This window comes from Mycoplasma elephantis ATCC 51980, assembly GCF_000687815.1.
Taxonomy (GTDB): Bacteria; Bacillota_I; Bacilli_A; order Mycoplasmatales; family Metamycoplasmataceae; genus Mycoplasma_H; species Mycoplasma_H elephantis.
The window spans coordinates 1-19,633 of the sequence record NZ_JHXU01000001.1 but is presented as its reverse complement, the minus strand read 5'-3'; the positions used below and the strand labels follow the sequence as shown (position 1 = coordinate 19,633).

At 26.8% G+C, this 19,633-nt stretch carries 18 protein-coding genes; 10 read left to right on the top strand and 8 right to left on the bottom strand.

Annotation, left to right across the window (positions count from 1 at the left end; all coding sequences use genetic code 4):
* Position 1: 1 nt before the first annotated feature.
* Positions 2–883: a DegV family protein gene (locus tag T380_RS0100095; protein ID WP_027333941.1), complete on the bottom strand. Its 882-nt coding sequence runs from the start codon at positions 881–883 to the stop codon at positions 2–4.
* Positions 884–910: 27 nt separating this feature from the next.
* Here T380_RS0100095 and T380_RS0100090 point away from each other — a divergent pair, with 27 nt between their 5' ends.
* On the top strand, positions 911–1,474 hold the full coding sequence (locus T380_RS0100090) for a hypothetical protein (RefSeq protein ID WP_027333940.1): 564 nt from the start codon (positions 911–913) through the stop codon (positions 1,472–1,474).
* 145 nt (positions 1,475–1,619) lie between these two features.
* The gene (locus tag T380_RS0100085) at positions 1,620–3,119 is read left to right on the top strand and encodes a hypothetical protein (protein WP_027333939.1); all 1,500 of its coding nucleotides are present in this window, start codon (positions 1,620–1,622) and stop codon (positions 3,117–3,119) included.
* A gap of 23 nt (positions 3,120–3,142) precedes the next feature.
* Here T380_RS0100085 and gyrA read toward each other — a convergent pair whose 3' ends face one another.
* Positions 3,143–5,815: a DNA gyrase subunit A gene (gyrA, locus tag T380_RS0100080; protein ID WP_027333938.1), complete on the bottom strand. Its 2,673-nt coding sequence runs from the start codon at positions 5,813–5,815 to the stop codon at positions 3,143–3,145.
* A 73-nt stretch (positions 5,816–5,888) separates the two neighbouring features.
* Positions 5,889–7,388, bottom strand: coding sequence for a potassium transporter TrkG (locus tag T380_RS0100075; protein WP_027333937.1), 1,500 nt, complete (start codon positions 7,386–7,388; stop codon positions 5,889–5,891).
* Positions 7,389–7,458: 70 nt separating this feature from the next.
* Here T380_RS0100075 and T380_RS0100070 point away from each other — a divergent pair, with 70 nt between their 5' ends.
* Genes T380_RS0100070 through T380_RS0100060 form a run of 3 tightly spaced genes read left to right on the top strand, consistent with a single transcriptional unit; the run spans position 7,459 to position 10,267 of the window.
* On the top strand, positions 7,459–8,145 hold the full coding sequence (locus T380_RS0100070; protein WP_027333936.1) for a potassium channel family protein: 687 nt from the start codon (positions 7,459–7,461) through the stop codon (positions 8,143–8,145).
* Positions 8,145–9,845 carry an aspartate--tRNA ligase gene (gene aspS, locus T380_RS0100065; protein WP_027333935.1) on the top strand — a complete coding sequence of 567 codons (1,701 nt, stop codon included), beginning with the start codon at positions 8,145–8,147 and terminating at the stop codon, positions 9,843–9,845. Before T380_RS0100070 ends, aspS begins: the two co-directional genes overlap by 1 nt.
* On the top strand, positions 9,845–10,267 hold the full coding sequence (locus T380_RS0100060; protein ID WP_342665508.1) for an MscL family protein: 423 nt from the start codon (positions 9,845–9,847) through the stop codon (positions 10,265–10,267). Before aspS ends, T380_RS0100060 begins: the two co-directional genes overlap by 1 nt.
* A gap of 24 nt (positions 10,268–10,291) precedes the next feature.
* Here T380_RS0100060 and T380_RS0100055 read toward each other — a convergent pair whose 3' ends face one another.
* Entirely contained in the window at positions 10,292–10,789 is a 498-nt protein-coding gene (locus T380_RS0100055; protein ID WP_027333933.1) for a dUTP diphosphatase, read from the bottom strand.
* 45 nt (positions 10,790–10,834) lie between these two features.
* On the opposite strand from T380_RS0100055, the gene gltX reads away from it, so the two are divergent.
* Both gltX and T380_RS04165 read left to right on the top strand, forming a co-directional pair.
* Positions 10,835–12,229: a glutamate--tRNA ligase gene (gltX, locus tag T380_RS0100050; protein WP_027333932.1), complete on the top strand. Its 1,395-nt coding sequence runs from the start codon at positions 10,835–10,837 to the stop codon at positions 12,227–12,229.
* Positions 12,220–12,588: a DUF1934 family protein gene (locus tag T380_RS04165; RefSeq protein ID WP_051599893.1), complete on the top strand. Its 369-nt coding sequence runs from the start codon at positions 12,220–12,222 to the stop codon at positions 12,586–12,588. The genes gltX and T380_RS04165 overlap by 10 nt, the downstream gene beginning before the upstream one ends.
* 29 nt (positions 12,589–12,617) lie before the next feature.
* On the opposite strand, the gene pgsA is transcribed toward T380_RS04165, so the two are convergent.
* Genes pgsA through T380_RS0100025 form a run of 4 tightly spaced genes read right to left on the bottom strand, consistent with a single transcriptional unit; the run spans position 12,618 to position 15,550 of the window.
* Positions 12,618–13,256, bottom strand: coding sequence for a CDP-diacylglycerol--glycerol-3-phosphate 3-phosphatidyltransferase (pgsA, locus tag T380_RS0100040; RefSeq protein WP_027333931.1), 639 nt, complete (start codon positions 13,254–13,256; stop codon positions 12,618–12,620).
* Positions 13,243–13,824 (bottom strand): MHJ_0274 family protein, encoded by a 582-nt coding sequence (locus T380_RS0100035; protein WP_027333930.1) that lies wholly within the window; start codon positions 13,822–13,824, stop codon positions 13,243–13,245. The genes pgsA and T380_RS0100035 overlap by 14 nt, the downstream gene beginning before the upstream one ends.
* Before the next feature lie 8 nt (positions 13,825–13,832).
* Positions 13,833–14,651: a YcsE-related riboflavin metabolism phosphatase gene (locus T380_RS0100030; RefSeq protein WP_027333929.1), complete on the bottom strand. Its 819-nt coding sequence runs from the start codon at positions 14,649–14,651 to the stop codon at positions 13,833–13,835.
* 5 nt (positions 14,652–14,656) lie between these two features.
* Positions 14,657–15,550: an MSC_0882 family membrane protein gene (locus T380_RS0100025; protein ID WP_027333928.1), complete on the bottom strand. Its 894-nt coding sequence runs from the start codon at positions 15,548–15,550 to the stop codon at positions 14,657–14,659.
* Positions 15,551–15,621: 71 nt separating this feature from the next.
* Between T380_RS0100025 and pth the strand changes: the two genes are divergently transcribed.
* Genes pth through ftsH form a run of 3 tightly spaced genes read left to right on the top strand, consistent with a single transcriptional unit; the run spans position 15,622 to position 19,249 of the window.
* Positions 15,622–16,188 carry an aminoacyl-tRNA hydrolase gene (pth, locus tag T380_RS0100020; protein WP_027333927.1) on the top strand — a complete coding sequence of 189 codons (567 nt, stop codon included), beginning with the start codon at positions 15,622–15,624 and terminating at the stop codon, positions 16,186–16,188.
* Positions 16,181–17,041 carry a tRNA lysidine(34) synthetase TilS gene (gene tilS / locus T380_RS0100015; RefSeq protein WP_036436584.1) on the top strand — a complete coding sequence of 287 codons (861 nt, stop codon included), beginning with the start codon at positions 16,181–16,183 and terminating at the stop codon, positions 17,039–17,041. Before pth ends, tilS begins: the two co-directional genes overlap by 8 nt.
* Positions 17,042–17,068: 27 nt before the next feature.
* Positions 17,069–19,249, top strand: a complete 2,181-nt coding sequence (gene ftsH, locus T380_RS0100010) for an ATP-dependent zinc metalloprotease FtsH (protein WP_027333925.1) — start codon at positions 17,069–17,071, stop codon at positions 19,247–19,249.
* Positions 19,250–19,633 lie beyond the last annotated feature (384 nt).

The following is a 19,633-nucleotide window of genomic DNA, read 5'->3' as shown; positions in this document are numbered from 1 at the left end:
CTTATTCAAGCGATTTTTTTCTTAAATCAGTTAATTTTTTTAAATATTTATCTTCTATACGTGAATAAATAATGGTCATTGATTCAGGTCCAGTGTGTACAGCAATAAGTGGAGATAAATGATATTTATAACTTATGTTTACATTATTTTTTTTATAAATATCTAAAAATTCATTAATGTCAGAACATCTAGCTTCAATAACTATATGTTTATACGATGGATCCTTTTTTAATGTTTCTATGTTTGAATTTATGATATTTGAAACAGTTTTTATAAATTTGCGCCCTTTACCGTATTTTAATAATTTGCCATCTTTAAATTCGATGATTGGAACAATATGTAAAAGTTTTGCTATAGCATTTGCTGCTGGGGTTAAGCGACCACTTTTAAGTAAGAAATCTGTATTTTTTGGCACCAATAATACTGATTGTTCTTTATTACATTTACCAAGTTTACTAAATTCTCTTTCAAAATCTTCATCTGTTTTAATGTTTTGATCTAAGAATTTAAAAATATCCAAAACCATAAGTTCACAAATATTTTCGCTAGGTACAACATATACATTTTTAAATTCTTGTGATAAAAGTTTTAAATTTGAGTATTGTGAAGATAAATGAATAGAAATTGGATAAACTACAACTTTATCATATTCTTTTGATAATTTAGAAAATAATTCTGATGCAACCGATAAATTAGAGGCAGATGTTTTAACATCAGACTCCTTATTATATATATCAAAAAAGTCCTTCGCATTAATATCTATACCATCAGCATACTGTTTACCATATATATTTATATAAGAGGGTAATAAAAATCACCCTATTTTTTCAGCCTCTTCTTTTGTTAAATTTGCTGCTGAATCTACTACTATTGCAATTTTCATATTCTTATTTTACATTATAATTTAAACATGATAATAAAACTAAGAATAAATAAAAATTTTAAAAATCATACTATTTATAAACTAGGTAATGTGGCTAATTGGGAAAACGTAGAAATAGTAAAAAAGAATAACTTAATTGGTTATGTTGAGAGCAATGAGTTAAAAATAATTATTGATACAAATGATACTAAAAGCAAGTTTGAATATCAATTAATAAATAAATTACCTAAAAGAATTAGTGACTTATTTAATAATTTTATTATTAAAAACTATGATTTTTTTCTATATTCTAAAGTCATAAAATGTGATAAATTAATTAATTCAAATCTATATAAACTATGTATACAAACTCAAAATAATAGTGTTGTTGTATTAACAAATAGAGAAGATATTAAAGTAAATGAATCTTATTGATTTGCTCTAGAGGGCTCTATTTTGAGTGATGGAAGCATTATAGAGGAATTTAAAGTTAATAATATTAGTTCTTGAGGAATGATTCTTTCTCAGAATTCAATATTAAAAAATAATAATAAGGAATTACTATTTAAAGAAAATGATTTAGATGTATTGTTTGAAGGAATAGGGTATTAATAATAGTAATTTAAGTTTATGTAAATATATTTATCAATTAAATCAAAAAAATAATATTAATTTATAAATTTTTATGGAAAATATAGATTTTATTAAAATAATTAAATACTAAATTAAAAAGGCGAAAGAGTTAAAGTAAAGATATATGGATAATGAAGAATTTCTTTTAACAAATTGAAAAAAATTTTGGTTAAAAAATAAAAAAAGAAAAATAGCGCAAATAGTAGATAAATTCAAAAGTGATTCTTTATTTTTTTCTAGTCCGTCTATTAATGATGATGGTATGGTTAAATGAATTAAAGATATAGGATATTCAAATTTGAATTTATTAACTCTTTCTCAATTTATTGTTGAATTTCATGATTATATTAACTTAGCAAATAAAAAAATTTTGTTAATGCAAAACATTAATAAACCTAATTTTATATACGAAGCTTTTTCTAGTGTTGCTAATGAATTTGGAGCTAATCTCTTTGTTACAAAACATAAACAAAAAACATGTTATGTTATAGTTAAGGAAATAATAAAAAGAATTAATGTTGATTATGCTTTTTATTTTTATGAGCAAAACAAAGAAATTTTTATGGAAATATATAATGGTAAGGGCGAGAAAATTAATGACAATAATCTTACCGAAGCTATTAACAATTCTAAATATCAAAATATTGATATACCAAAATATTCTTTTGATAAGACAATTAATATAGATCAAAGCTTGATTATTGAGGATTATATTGAAAAAATAATAAGGAAATTTTCAGGTAATTCATTATATGATGAACCTTTAGTAAATATATTTGTTTATAAAAATAACACTGAATACAATCAAATTTTTAAAATTATTGGTAAAAAAATGAATTGAAAAATTAGGTTTTCAAAATTATTAAATAAAAATATATTTAATAAATTTTTAAATTGATTTTATGTTAGATTTATAGAAAAACAAGATTTAATATTTAATTACTCTGAAAACTTTGTTTTGCCCGAAATTAAAATGTTACATAATACAACGCACAAGACAATCCAAATAAACAATTTAATTGGTTCCTTTCTTGATTATTTTTTAGAAGATCAAAAAAGACTTAATCAAAATAATAATGATATTAATTTAGAATTAGATATTTATACAAATAATTTTGTTAAAAAAATTATTAATAAATATAAAAATTTAACTCTCAATAAAGGAAATAATTATTTATTTAAAAAAGAAGAAGAATTCATAAGTTTATCAAATGATTACATAAATGACAACATTCCATTTATTTTTAAATTTATTCAATATGTGAATTATTTAAAAAATCAAAACATAAATTTTTCATTAAGGTGGAAAAATCTTTTCAAAATATATGGTGATTATTTTGAGATTAAAAAATCATTTAAGTTTAAAAAAGTTGATCATGATGTTTTTATGGAATCAATTAAAAATATTTTCGCCAATTCTCAATTCGAGTTATTGGAATGAGAGAGAACTAACAACAAAACAAAATTGGTATTTGATCATGATGTATTTGCAGTAATCTATTTTGATGATAAAAATCAAAAATACAACATTTTTATAAATATCAACAAAAACCAGCAAAAATTCAAGAAAAAAGCAAAAAATCTGTTTAAAATTATTGAGCGTTCCATAATAGAAAGTGAATAAAAAAGAGGATTTATTCCTCTTTTTTATTCATCGTCATTATCTTCGCTACGTTGACTTAATATAACTTCTTGCGTTCTTTGGTATTCAGCTTCTGCTTCTTCCTCTATTCCCTTAGTATCTATAACCTCAAACGCCTTAAGACTTTCATTACGTTTTAAGCTAATTACTTTTACACCTTTTGCAAACCTTCCTATTATTGGTATTTCATTTCCGTTGATTCTTATTGTTGTACCTTTATTATTTAAAAGAATTATATCTTCATCACCTTTTATATAACGGCATCCTATTAATTCTCCTGCTTTATCGGTGTTTAGAGTATGTACACCACGAGCGCCTCTTTTTGTTTTTCTATATTCATCAGCTAATGTTTTTTTACCATAACCTTTAAAACCAAGCGAAAGTATATAATCTCCCTCGCCACTGTGGCTAGCTGATACAACAAAGCAATTTTCTCTTAATCTTATACCTATAACGCCAACAGCTGTTCTCCCACTTTGACGAATATCATCACAGGTAAATCTTGCTAAGCTACCATCATTAGATGCAATGATTATATCTCTTTGACCATCAACTATCATGGCCCTAATTAATTGATCATCTTCTTTTAATCCAAGAGCTATTTTACCGTTTGTGTTAATTCGTTTGTATTCAGAAATAGGTGTTTTTTTAATCATTCCTTGTTTTGTTATTGTAACAAGGAAATTATTGTCGCTATAATCGTTGTTTGCAATAATCGAGATAACGCTTTCCTCAGGTAATAAATCAATTATATTTACAAAAGGTATTCCTTTTGAGCTTTTGCTTTGTTCAGGGATTTGTAAAGCTCTTATTCTATAAATTCTGCCTAAAGAAGTGAAAATTAATAAATCTATATGGGTTGTTGTAATTATTAATTGTTCAACATCATCATCTTGATATGTTTGCATCCCTTTAGCGCCAATACCACCTCTTTTTTGGGTACGATATTGTACTAGATCAGTTCTTTTTACATAACCTTTCGAACTAAGGGAAATAACAATTTCTCTTTCAGGTATTAAATCTTCATCCGATATATTAATTGAAGCAGATTCATTTATTTTTGTCCGACGTTCATCACCATATTTTTCTTTTATTACACTTAACTCGTCTACTATTAAATTAGTTAATAATTCTTGGCTGGCTAAAATAGCTTTAATTTTTGAAATTTCAGCCTCTAACATTGCAATTTCTTCATTCATTCTATCGATTGCTAAACCAGTAAGACGACCTAAACGCATATCAACTATTGATTTTGCTTGAATTTCAACCAATTCAAAACGAACCATTAAACGTTCAATTGCTTCTTGATCGTTATTTGAGCTTCTAATGATTTTTACAACTTCATCAATATTATCTACAGCTATTTTTAGACCTTCTAATATTAATAGTCTTGCTTCATTTTTTTCTAGATCAAATTTTAACCTTCTTGTTACAACGTCATATTGGTGTTCGAGATAATATTCTAACATTTCTTTTAAATTAAGAAGCTTTGGTTCTCCTTTTACAAGCGCCACCATATTTGCATTGTAATTTGTTTGAAGTGGGGTTTGTCGATAAAGTTGGTTAAGAATAACGTTAGGGTCAGCATTTTTCTTTACTAAAATAACAATTCTAATTCCATCTTTATTAGATTCATCACGTAAATCGGTAATTCCATCTATAACTTTAGTTTTTACTAGTTCTGCAATTCTTTCAATAATTGCTGTTTTTCTTATTTCATATGGTATTTCAGTGATTATAATTTTTGACTTACCACTTGCAAGAGTTTCTATTTTAGCCTTACTTCTAACAGGAATAGTACCTCTTCCTGTTGTGTAAGCGTCATATATTCCTCTTTTTCCGATTATTTCTGCACCAGTAGGGAAATCAGGACCTTTTACATATGTAATTAACTCATCAATTGAAATATTAGGATTTTTAGCAAGTGCAATTGTGGCATCAATTGTTTCACCTAAATTATGAGGCGGAATTGCAGTTGCCATACCAACAGCAATACCCGTTGCACCAGAAACTAAAATATTAGGGAAACGACTTGGTAAAACAACAGGTTCTAATTCACTGGCATCATAGTTATCGATGAAATCTACAGTATTTTTCTTTATACCATCTAACATTTCAGACGCAATTTTAGACATCCTTGCTTCTGTATAACGCATTGCGGCGGCCTGATCTCCATCAATGCTTCCAAAGTTACCATGACCATCTATTAAAGGATAACGAAGTGAAAAATCTTGTGCTAATCTAACCATGGCCTCATAAACAGAGCTATCACCATGTGGGTGATATTTTCCTAAAACATCCCCAACAATTCTAGCTGATTTTTTGTGGGCGCTAGATGATGTAATTCCTAATTCATTCATCCCATGTAAAATTCTTCTATGAACAGGTTTTAATCCATCCCTTACATCAGGTAGAGCACGAGAAACTATAACGCTCATTGCATAGTCAATAAACGAACTCTTCATTTCTTCGCGTATATCGCGAGGATAAAGTCCTCTTGTTGGCTCTTCAATTATTGCTGATTCAACTTGATAACCAGTTATGTTTTGAGGAAGATTTTCATCTTCATCATCCTCTTCAATCTCTTCTTTAGGTTTATCATTATTAAAAACTGTTTTTATTTCTTCATCATCATATTCTTCAATATTATCTTTTTTTTCATCTTCATCAAACAACATAATTCTCCTATATTAATATATATAAAATATTAATATATATTATATATTAAATATATTATTATAAGATTCACAATTAACCTAAGGCAATACTTTCTTCAATATATTCATAAAAGTTTTCTTTACTTGATCTATTTTTCCAAACAAGAATAGTACTTGAAATACCGAATTGTCCGATAAACATTAATATAATTAATGTTATTTTAGAAGCAATATTTAATTTATTAGTTATGCCCGTACTTAAACCTGTAGTTCCGAAGGCTGATGTTACTTCAAATAATAAGTGTGAGGTTGTATAAGTTGAATCTAATTCTCCATGATAAATATCTAATGAAGAATGTAGGATTAGTATTCCAATAATAATTAATATCAAACTAATAAGAAATACATTTGATGCCATTTGCACTCTTTCATCAAGTATTTTTCTTTTAAACATTCTTGTAGATTTATAACCTAACATTTTAGAAAACAATGAAATAAAAACAACTGCAAATGTAGTGGTTCGAATTCCTCCTCCGGTTGATGCGGGAGCTGCACCAATAAACATAAGTATACTCAAAATTATTAATGTGGCTGGAGACAAATTATGCATAGATATAAGCGAAAATCCAGCACTTCTTGTTGAAAAAATGCTGAAAAACAACACTCATAACTTATTTAATTGCCCGCCAAAGTTTTCGTTTTGTCAATAGTTTGTATTACCACCTACTTCAATTGAAATAACAACCAAAAATGAGATAAACGACAATAAGAAATACGTTGTTAAACTAACTTTAGTGAACAATGATCATTTATATTTTTTACCTTTATTTTTTTTATTGAAAATAAATTTTACTCATGATAAAAAATCATATATAACAGGATATCCTATTCCGCCTATTATGAATAAAATCATAAAAATTATATGCAAACCATAATTATAAAAATATGGACTAATAGATTTTGTTCCCATAATATCATATCCAGCATTATTTAATGCGCTAATTGCGTGGAAAAACCCAAACCTAAAAGATAGTGATATATCATGATAAGGAGAAAGTGGAAGAGCTGATTTTGATACTGTTGGAAGCGGTTTGTTTGGCACAAAATAAAAGTATATTGTAAGCGTTAGACCAGCTACTATTAAAGTACCAATAATAAAATTAATACTCTTAATAACTAAGTCGCTTGTTTGAAGAGTAGTATCCCCTCTTTCAGTATTTAACAATTCTCTTTGAGATAAATCATAATTTTTAAACCTAAACAAGTAGTTCATTATAAAAACTTTTAGTGCAAAAAACCCGATTCCACCAACAAATATTAAAGCTCCAATTATTGCTTGTCCAAAAATGTTTCATGCATCTTGTTGTGATTCTATAGTATTTAATCCAGTATTACTAAAAGCGCTAGCGCTTGTAAAAATAGCATCCATATAATCAATTTCTTCTTTTCCGGTGTGGGTTCATGGGAAAAATAAAATAATTGAAGAAATAAAAACTATAAAGAAATATACAAAAAATATATATTTGATTTTTTTCTTATTATTATTTTTATTTTGGTATTTTGATCATAATAATTTAAATTTATTATTTTTCATAATTGTATATTTTATACTATTATTAATATATATTTAAATTAGAATATTAGTATGAAAGATGAAGGCAATTATGAAAATGAAAAAAGATATTTGTGTAATTGGTGCTGGGCGTTACGGGCAGGCAATTATAGAACAACTTAATAAGTTAAATTACCCAGTTTTAGTTTTAGACAAAGATGAAAAAGCATTACAAGCAATTAGTGATTTAGCAACTAATGTTTATGCATTGGATGCCGCTGACATGAAAGCATTAAATGCTATTAGCATTAAAGAAGTTTCGACAGTTATTGTGGCTTCACCAGATAATTTAGAAATAGTGGCGGCACTTTTAGAATTAAAAGTTAAGAATATTATTGTTCGCGCAACATCAAGAAGACATGCTAGAGTTTTAAAACAAATAGGAGTTCATATGATTGTTCGACCAGAATATGAAGCAGGAGTAAGAACTGCGCTAATTGCTACAAATCCTAATTTTATTCACTATTCAAAAAATTTAAATGAAATTGGACATAATTTTGTCATGGGTTCAACAAATGTATATAACAAAGATTTTGAAAACAAAGAATTGAAAGAATTAAATTTGTATGATCAGGGAATAAATATTGTATTTGTTTCAAGAGAAGGGAAAGGCATACTACCTGTAGGTACAACTAAATTATTAAGAAATGATAATATTTCATTTGTGGGTTCAATTGCTGACGCAACAAAATTTATGGCAATAATTAACCTAGAAAATGAAAAGAAATTGGAAGACTAATGAAAACAATTAATAATAATGAAATAACATTAAAACACTTAGGAAAAGAATTAACAGTTTATGGTTGAGTTCAAAATAAAAGAAGATTTGGTAAAAAAACTTTTATTGATTTACGTGATAGAAGTGGTATAGTTCAACTTGTTTTTGATAATATAGATTTACATATCAATAAGGAAGCTGTTTTAAAAGCGACCGGTAAAGTAATTAAAAGAATTGAATCAAATAAAGAAATAAATTCAGGTGATATAGAAATTTTAGTAAATACATATGATTTACTTTCAGATTCAAATGAATTACCATTTAGTATTCGTGATGATAATAATGTTAGTGAAGATTTGAGGATAAAATATCGTTATTTAGATCTTCGTCGTCCAACAATGCAAAAAAATATTATTTTAAGAGCTAAAGTTATTTCAATAATGAGAAATTATTTATCTGATCAAGACTTTATAGAAATCGAAACTCCCATTTTAGGTAAGTCAACTCCTGAAGGTGCAAGGGATTATCTTGTTCCAACAAGACATCAAGGAAAGTTTTTTGCTCTTCCGCAATCACCACAACTATTTAAACAACTATTAATGGCTTCAGGTTTCGAAAGATATTATCAAGTAGCAAAAGTTTTTAGAGATGAAGATTCAAGAAAAGATCGTCAACCAGAGTTTACTCAATTTGATATTGAGGCTTCATTTATGACGAAAAAACATTTTCAAGAACACATAGAAAAAATGATGAAAAAAGTTTTTTTATCTATAGGACAAAAATTAAAAACACCATTTAGAAGAATAAGTTATAATGATGCAATTAACGATTATGGTAGCGATAAACCCGATTTAAGATACGATAACAAAATTACTACAATAGAAGATTGAGACAGAAAATCAGGTTTTGAAATAATTTCAAAACAAGAATCAATAAGAATGATTCATATTCCTGATATTATTACTAATAACGAATTTAAAATTTTTGAAGAAGTAGCTAAAAAAAATGGGGCAAATATTCTTTGATACATTACTCATGAAAATAATGAAATTATAAAAAGCAATTTTGCGGTAAAAGACAAAGAAAATTCTTTAAAAATTATTGAAAAATGCGAAAAAATGCATTATGGAAAAGGAACGATTTTTATAGTTGCTAATACATATATGAATACCTCAATATCTTTAGGGGCTGTTCGTATAAAGGCTAATGAGTTATTTAATTACGCAAAAGACACATATGAGTTTGCGTGAGTTGAAGATTGACCTATGTTTGAATATGATGAGGAATCAAAAAGATATGTAGCCATGCATCATCCATTCACAAATTTTGAGGGTGATATTGATAATGTTGATATTACTAAAATGAAATCACAAGCTTACGATTTAGTTTTAAATGGTTATGAAATTGCTGGAGGTAGCGTAAGAATTCACAAGAAAGAAATACAACAAAAAATGTTCAACTTAATTAAATTAACAGATGAAGAAGTAAAAAATAAATTTGGTTTCTTTATAGATGCATTTAATTATGGGTTGCCGCCTCATTTAGGTATGGCTTTTGGCATAGATCGTTTAATAATGATAATGACAAAATCTAGTTCAATACGTGATGTAATTGCCTTTCCTAAAAATGCTAATGGGTATGATTTGTTAACGGGATCACCATCAGAAATCACAAAAGAACAATTAGATGAGGTGTTTTTAAGATTAAAGGAGATTAAATAATGAAAAAAGAAAACTTTAATATTGTTAAGAAATCGTTTAGCGATGCTAAAAAGATATTAACAAAAGGAAACATGATTATTTTGGCCATTGGTCTTATTATTGGAGCCGCCTTTTCAGCTGTTGTAAAATCATTAGCTGATGATGTTATAATGGCTACTATTGTTAAAATTGTTGGAGTTAATGAATCAATATCTGAATGACAAGTTAATGGTATTTATCTTGGTAAGTTTTTGGCAGCCCTTATTTATTTTGTTATTGTTTTTATATTTTTATTTATATTTCTAGGTTCGTATTTTCTTATAAAAAATATTGTTTTTAAAATGAGGGGTAGAAACATAGAAGAAAAACCAGCGCCCCCTACTACTGAAGAACTAATATTAGAAGAGTTGAAAAAATTAAATAGTCATCATAAAAACATTTAAAAAAACATTCATTATGAATGTTTTTTAATAATTGTTCTGCATTCTTTCTCAATTAATCTTATTTTTAACTAAATATGACTCTTTAATTTCTTGAGGTGTTAAGCCAACTAGTTTACTTAAACCAAGAATTAAAGAGAGCGAGTTTGTAACATTTTCTTTATTATCATTGTCAAACAATAAAACTAATGATTTCATTATTTCTATATATTGATCATTTACATCATTATTGATTATCTTAGGTTCGATAATAGGATCAATGTCTTTTATAACAGCTCAACTGATAATAAAATGTAAAACATCCGCAAATTCCTCTTTAATATTATCTTTATTATTTTTCTTATTTTTCTTTCAATATTTAAAAGATTCAATCTCGTTCATAAATTCGCCCATTTCAACTATAAGAGATATTTTGCTAAGTTTATTTCTTTCTTCAATGGTTAAATTAGATAGTAAATGTTGCGATCTTTCTAATATTGTTTTATCCAATTTTTTTTGTTTATCAAATATTTCACTAAGGTTCATGCGTTTATTATAAACTCTTTTAGCGCGAAGTGTTAAAATAGTGTTATGAAAAAAATTAGAACAAGATATGCGCCAAGTCCTACAGGATATTTACATATAGGGGGGGCTAGAACAGCTCTTTTTTCCTATTTATTTGCTAAACATAATAAAGGAACTTTTGTTATAAGGACAGAAGATACAGATCAAAAACGCGATGTTAAAGATGGTGAAAAATCTCAACTAGAAAATTTAAAGTGATTAGGAATTATAGCTGATGAAGATCCGTTAAACCCAAATAAAAAATACGGGAAATATCGTCAATCAGAAAAGATAGATAGATATAATGAAGTAATAGCAGATATGTTAAATAAAAATTTAGCATACAAGGCATATGATAATTCTGAGGAATTAGAAAAACAAAAAAATGAACAATTATCAAAAGGTATTACTTCTTTTAGATACGATTCTAATTGACTTAAAATTTCAAAAGAAGAACAAGAAAAACGTGAAAAAAACAATGAATATTCTATTAGATTTCGAGTTCCAAAAAATAAAATTTACAAATGAAATGATTTGGTTCGAGGATTAATTGAATTTAATTCAAATGAAATTAGTGATTTTGTTATTAAAAAAAGTGATGGTTTTCCAACATATAATTTAGCAGTTGTTGTGGATGATCATGATATGCAAATTACTCATATATTAAGAGGTGAGGAACACATAGCAAACACCCCAAAACAGCTCGCTATTTATGATGTTTTGGGATGGGAAGTTCCCAAATTTGGACATTTAACTATAATTACCAATATGGAGGGAAAAAAACTATCAAAACGTGATTTAACACTAAAACAATTTATAGAAGATTATAAAAACGAAGGTTATATACCTGAAGCAGTATTTAATTTTCTAGCACTTTTAGGTTGAACAGATCCCGAGTCAAGAGAAATCCTTTCACATAAAGAATTAATACAAAGATTTGATTATAAAAGATTATCAAAAAGTCCTTCTAAATTTGATATTTCTAAAATGCAATGATTTTCTAAACAATATTTAAAACAAATAGATAATAGAGAAATAGAAAAAATGTTAGCTTCTAACCATAATAGCGAATGGAATAATATATTCATAGAAACATACAAAGATAGTGTATATTGCATAAAAGAATTACAGGATAAATTAGCCATATATGATGATAAACAAATCGTTAAATTTGATATTAAAAATTTTGATAATTCGGTTATCAAAGAATTTAATAATTCAATGAAAAATCAAGAGTTTAATATTGAAAACATTAAAAAAGCGATTTCTGAAGTTATGGAAAAAACGGGCATCAAAGGAAAGAACTTATTTATGCCAATAAGACTGGCCACAACGAATCAAGAACATGGACCAGAGCTTGCTAAAGCGATATTCTTATTTGGTGAAAAAATAATAAGAGATAGACTTTCTTTATGAAAATAAATTTCAAAAGTATTAGTAATGCAAATGGTCAAGAAAACATTATTGAATTTACATCATTTGTAGATATTGATAAGTATGAGGACTTTGATGTATATGAATTTTTGGAACCTAGTAATAAAGTTATGAATAGGATAGAAGTAAAAGATGATGCCATAAATATTATTTCTGGGGTAAGTTTTCTTGAACTTGAATTAGGAAAAAAAATAAAAAATAGATATAAAACAGAACATGGTTTTTTAGATTTAATTATTGAAACAACAAAAATAAAAAATAGCAAAAACAATATTGAATTTAGCTACGACATGTTAGATCAAGAGAAAAAAATAGCATCATTTACAATTTTTTTAAAAATATTTTAAAAAATAAACCACAAGAGGTGGTTTATTTTTTATCCTAAATATGGTCAAACAGATTTCAAGTATAGCGCACCAGAATAAAGACTAAAAAATGTTGAAAAAATTATTAAACTGTTTATGGAGTGATTAATCAACGCGTCCATTCAGTATTGTCATGTTTGGTTTTCTAATATAACAAGGTGTTCATCGACATTATAAAATGTATAAAAAGACATCACTAATATTATTCCAAGAGTTAAACATAAAGTTTTTAGTTTTCCTCATATTGATGCCGATAATTCTATATTATATTTAGCCATTACTATTCTAGAACCATCAACAATTAAATCCCTTAGTATGTGAATTAATAATATTCAAACAGGTACCGTGCGAAATCCCACCAAAAACAATAGAGCAGTTGTGGTTATTATTTTATCGGCTAGAGGGTCTCATAGTTTGCCAAATTCAGTAATTATTCTGTTTTTTCTTGCGAAATATCCATCTAGAAAATCTGTGAACATAGCAAAAATAAAAATAAAAAGTGATATTCCCATGAAAATACGGCCATAAATTTCATACCCCATATTCTCTATAGAAATGCTTACTTTATACATGGTCAAACAAATGATAAAAGGAATAACTAGAAAAAGGCGACAAATTGTTAATTTATTTGGAAGATTATAATTTTTCATCATTATCCTTTTTATTTTTATAATATTTTTGAATTCTTGATTTTGATAATTGATAACGTCCCTCAAAATTTGTTAATGAATTTTCAAAGTTATTTTTCAATGAGGTAAAAAATTCTAAAGTGTTAGGGATTCTTTTTTCTCAAAGATTACTTTTTGTCTCTTTTAACGCTAACGTTTGGTTGAATAATTCTTTATATTCAACATTATTTTTAAAAACAGTTTGATAAACATCGCTTTCTAATAATTCGCTTAATATTTTTTTTGGAACATTTGTTATTTCACTCATTTTATATTCGCCAATAGATACCTCAAAATTGGATAGTCTATCTTTATTTTCTTCGATCAAAGCATTTATATCGAGAATTGCTTGTTGATAACCATTAGTTGCAATTTCTTCTATCATTTGCTTTTGTTTTTTTATTTTTCTTTTACTAATTGTGCTTTTAATTACTGAATACAATATAAATAGTATTAACAATCCTCCAGCAATTGAAAGCATTACAATAGTGCTTGTGTTATTGCTCCCAGAAGAGGAATAAAAATATTTTGTTACATTTGATGTTTTCATGTTTTCTCCTAAATAAATTTATTTTTTTCTAAAAATTCTAATATACCAAAATTTTCTGGAGGGGCAATAATAAATTTAGCAACTTTATTGTTGTTTATGTTTTGTCCTTGTCTACCCAAAACACTAACACCAACACCCGCATGTTTTATCATTTTATAGTCATTTGCGCCATCCCCAAAGGCCATAACGTTTTCTAAATTATAACCATATTTTTTAGCTATAACTTCAATTGCATATATCTTATCTACATTTTTATTAGATATAAATGTACCCCTAGATCATGACGCAGTTATTTCGAGAGGCGAATTGATTTCATTCATAGCCTTTTTAATTTTATTTAAAGCATTTTCAAAGTCATGAAAAATTTCTATTTTAGAGATTGTATTTTTATCAACATTATTAAAATCTAACAATTTTATTTTATCTGTGTATTTTGATCAAAACCAATTATCAGTATTAATTTTGTTTATAGCATGTATTGCTTTTGAGTCTGTTATAAAAATATTGCTCATTTCATCTTTTAATTTGTTAACAATATCTTTAGTAGAGTCTATATTAATATAATTATTTCATACTTCAGTTTGCTTATTCAAATCATAAATAAATGTTCCGTTACCACCAATTAAATAATCGGCTGTAATTTGGGGCATAATATTAGTTACTGTATTATATTCGCGCCCAGTAGCTATTACTATAATGTAGCCGTTATCTTTTAATGTTTTGAACATTTTTTTAATCTTATCATGTATAAGATGTTGTCTATATGTTAAAATTGTGCCGTCTATATCAAATGCAATGATTTTAATTTTGTCAAAAATTTTATTCATTTATATTAATCTCTCTTTCTTCTTTTTCTAAATAATAAATAAAGAGGAATCACCACTAAGCTAAGAAAAAGGGCTAAAACTACTAACGAAATAATCAAACAAGCTTTATTTAATTGTTTGAGATTTGCTTTTTCATGGTATTGAGAAATATTAGAAGGAGAATAATTTTCAATCATCTTTATTTTTTTGTAATTATAGATATATCTAGTGATTGATAATATATCGAAAATTCCTAAAACTATACCCACTATTGCAATAAAGAATGTTACATTTCCAAAAGATGATTCTAAAATTAATGGTCAATCAATATTCATTACAAAATGCCCATTATTACTATTTATCTCTCAAGCAGCACTATTTAATGAAAGGATAATTATTATAAAAAGCAAAGTATAAAAATTAATTCACGATGTAAATCAAATATTTATTAAATTGGATCTTACACCACCTATATAAGAGCTTCCAACAAAACTTGGTGTTACAGTTGTATCAACATTTTCTAACCTGTAATCTTCCATTTGTTCTTTTATTGAACATACATTAATTCAATGTTTAATCAAGAAAAATAAAGAAGATAACAATAATAATGAAAAAGTTATATATCAACCAATTGATGTGTTTTTAATTTTAGGCATTAGCACATTTGTTACTTGCAATGAAATCATGATAATAACTAAAATAATTATCATAGAATGGATAAAAATTTTTGAGAAGCCTATATTTAATTCGGATTTGTGTAATTTATAAAGACGTACAGGCATCTTATTTTCTAAGGCATCTTTTTCGTCTTTTTCAGTTATTTCTAATAAAACCTCTTCTTTTTTTACGTGATTTGGGGTATTAACTATAACTATTGCATCTGTATTTTCTTTAAAATTTTTAGGTTTATATTCATTCATATTTTCTTAATTATATTGTAAATTATTTAATATCAAAAATTATCATGTTTTTAAAGCATATAATTAGTTGTATGAAATTAATAGTAGGATTAGGGAATGACGCAGAAAAATATGATTATACAAGACATAATTATGGTTTTATTGTTTTAGATGCGTTTGCAAAAAAATATAATTTAGAGTTTGATAAAGAAAAATTTAATGGTGTTTTTTCAAAACAAAATGATTTTATTATTGCTAAACCAAAGACATTTATGAATTTATCTGGAGAATTTGTGAGGGACATATGTAATTTTTACAATATTAGTCCTGATGATGTGTTGATTGTTCATGATGACATTTCTTTAAAAGTGGGTTCGGCAATTCTTAAAGTTAAAGGTGGTGATGGTAATCATAATGGAGTAAAAAACGTTATGCAAATGTTAAAAGTTGATGTTTTAAATCGATTAAAATTGGGGATAGGAAAAGATCCGAAATACGAAATGAAGGATTGGGTTCTATCAAAATTTTCTCCGGAAGATCTAAAAATAATTGAATCTAAATTAGACCTTTATGTAGATGCGATATTATGTTTTATCTATAATGATATTTATATAGCGATGAATAATTACAATGAAAAATTAAAAGGTAATAATGTCTAAGTTTTTATTAGCTGTTTCGGGTGGTCCAGACTCTATGTTTTTATTAAATATGTACAAAAATAGAAATATAGTAGTTTGTCACGTTAACTATAATAAAAGGGAATCAGCAAAACGTGATGAAGAAATAGTGGTGTCGTTTTGTGAACAAAATAATATAAAACTGTATGTAAAACAGATGGGCAAAAATTATACATATAATAGCAATTTTCAGAATTGCGCCCGTAATATAAGATATGAATTTTTTAAAGAAATTTATGATAAAGAAAATTGTGACACGTTAATGACAGCGCATCATTTAGATGATTTTTTGGAGACATGTTTGATGCAATATAATGCTAAAAAAACACCCTCATATTATGGCATTAAACAAGAAACAAATATCTATGGAATGAAGGTGATTAGACCATTTTTATTCAAATTTAGAAAAAAAGAAATAATAAATTTATTAGACAAAAAAAATATAAAGTATGGTATTGATGAAACCAATGAATTGGATATATATGAAAGAAATAAAATACGTAATAATTTAAAAAACATTTCTGATGAAGAATTCAGCAAAAACGTTGAAAAATTTTTGAAATTAAATGAAAATCGAATTAAAAAAAATGATGAAATATTGTTAGAATTAAGTGCTTGAAAGGAGCAAAAATATAGTTGTGTATATTTTGCAAATTTAGTTAACAAGGAAGAGGTTTTATTTACTTTTTTACATAAAAATTATTCTAACTTAAAATTATCGTCAAGTAAATTAAAATCAATAATACAATTTATAAATTCTAAAATCTCTACATCATCATTTAAACTAAAAGATAATACATATTTAATTAAAGAAAATGATTTTATTATAATATAATACATTATGTTTTATTAAAGGAGACCTATGCAAAAATCAAAACCAGTTAGATGAGGAAGAATAATAATAACAATTATCTTAGCTTTATTATTCGGTTTTATATTGTACAAAATTTTTAAACCAAAACCTCAATTGATAACCCCTAATGAATTTAGGACACAATTAATAAAAGCGGCTGCTAAAAACGATGATAAAAACAGATTTGTGCAATTAAGATCGGATATAGAATCTGCTTCTATAGAAGGAAAATATGTTGTGGATGATAATGGTGAAAAGTTGGTTTGATTTAAGACCCAACTTAATGGCAATGATGAAAGAAATGCGTTTTTTTCATCATCTAATTCAAGTAATCTTGGGTTAGAAATTGTTCAAGAACTAATTAAAAACGGAGCCAAAGAAGATGGTGGTCACGCTATTGTTGGGTTGGATGAAAAAGGAAAAGAAATAGAAATTACACCTGATTCAACATGAAACAAGTTGGTTCAACAATCTATGTGGAGCTCAGATGCAAATTCAAACAAATTAATTGACCAAAATATAGTTGTTAATGAAATAAAAACGGGCGTATCTATTTTTGATATTTTTATTAGATTATTACCTACTTTATTGCTTATAGCTATGCTTGTATGAGTATATAAAATGCAAGTGAAATCTATGGGGGGCACCGGACTAGGTGGGACAAATAACCAAGCGGTCAAAGTTAAAACTAATAAAAAATTTAAAGACGTTGCAGGAAACGCGGAAGTAAAACAAGAAGTAGAAGAACTTGTCGACTACCTTAAAAATCCAAGTAAATATTCTGATGCTGGAGCAAGAATTCCTAAAGGTATATTACTAGGTGGTCCTCCCGGAACTGGAAAAACCCTTATTGCGAAAGCAACGGCTGGAGAAGCAAATGTTCCATTCTTCTTCATTTCCGCATCAAACTTTGTTGAAATGTTTGTTGGTTTGGGTGCAAAGCGTGTTAGGGATATGTTTAAAGAGGCTCGCGCAGAATCCCCTGCAATAATATTTATAGATGAACTTGATGCAATAGGGCGTCGTCGTGGAAGTGGTGTTGGTGGCGGAAATGATGAACGTGAACAAACCTTAAACCAAATTCTTGTTGAAATGGATGGTATTACAGACAACTCGGGAATATTAATAATGGCCGCAACAAACCGTACCGATATTTTGGATCCCGCCCTTTTAAGACCTGGACGTTTTGACAGAACAATAACAGTTAATTTACCCGACATAAAAGAGCGTGAGGAAATACTTAAATTGCATGCTACAGGTAAAAGATTAAGTCCTGAAATAAAATTTGAAAATATAGCAAAAAGAACACCAGGATACTCTGGTGCTCAACTTGAAAACGTTATTAATGAAGCTGCAATTTTATCTGTTCGTGAAAATACTAAATTAATAACACCTGCTCAAATAGATGAAGCTATAGATCGTGTTATGTCTGGGCCCGCTAAAAAAGGCCGTGTTATTTCAAGAGAAGAACTACAAATGGTTGCCTATCATGAAGCAGGTCATGCTGTTGTAGGTCTCAAAGTCCCTGGTGGTAATAAAGTTCAAAAAATTACAATTATTCCAAGAGGCAATGCTGGCGGTTATAATTTAATGCTTCCGGACGTTGAAAAGTACAACATGACTAAAAAAGAAATGTTGGCAATGATTGCTTCATATATGGGTGGTCGAGCTGCGGAAGAAATTATTTATGGAAAAGAAAATATTTCAACCGGGGCAGGAGACGATATTGCAAGAGCAACTAAAATAGCTAGAAAAATGGTTACTGAATACGGTATGTCAAATTTAGGTCCAATAAAATATGAAGAAGATACTGAAAATCCATTTTTAGGTAGAGATTATGCCAAAAATTCAGCTTTTAGTTCAAAAGTTGCTCATGAGATAGATATAGCTGTTCGTGAAATAATTACAGAGGCACAAGCAATTGCTCAAAAAACAATTAATGAGAACCGTGAACTTCATAAATTAATTGCGGACGCATTATTAGAAAATGAAACAATTGTGAAAGAAGAAATTGATTATATTGCAACAAATTTAAAATTGCCTCCCAAAAAAGAGAAAAAGACAACAAATATTAAAGAATATTCTATAGATGAGATCTTGCAAGAGGTTGAAACAGAAACCGATAAAGAAAAAGATAATGAAATTAAGATTGTTGTTGAAGAGGAAAACAATAAAAAGACAAAAAAATAAAAAATAGACCTAATTATAATTAAAAAGGTCTATTTTTATTTTAAAAATTTATATAAAGTTTAAATTATTAAAATAGAATAAGTATAAAACGTTAAATTTAAAAAATAAAATGATTTGAATATTTTAATATCAATTTTAAAATAAAAAAAGTATTCAAGATTCTTGCAAAAATATATATCTATTAAATATATTAAATAAAGTTAATAATTATCATTCAATTCTAAAAAATTAAAATATTTTTATTTTTTATATTTTTTAATGTCTTCAATATGAAATGATTTAAGCATTTTTACATCTGATTTTAATTCCGCAACATCAGATTTTAATTGTGTTACATCTGATTTTAATTCCGCAACATCAGATTTTAATTGTGTTACATCTGAT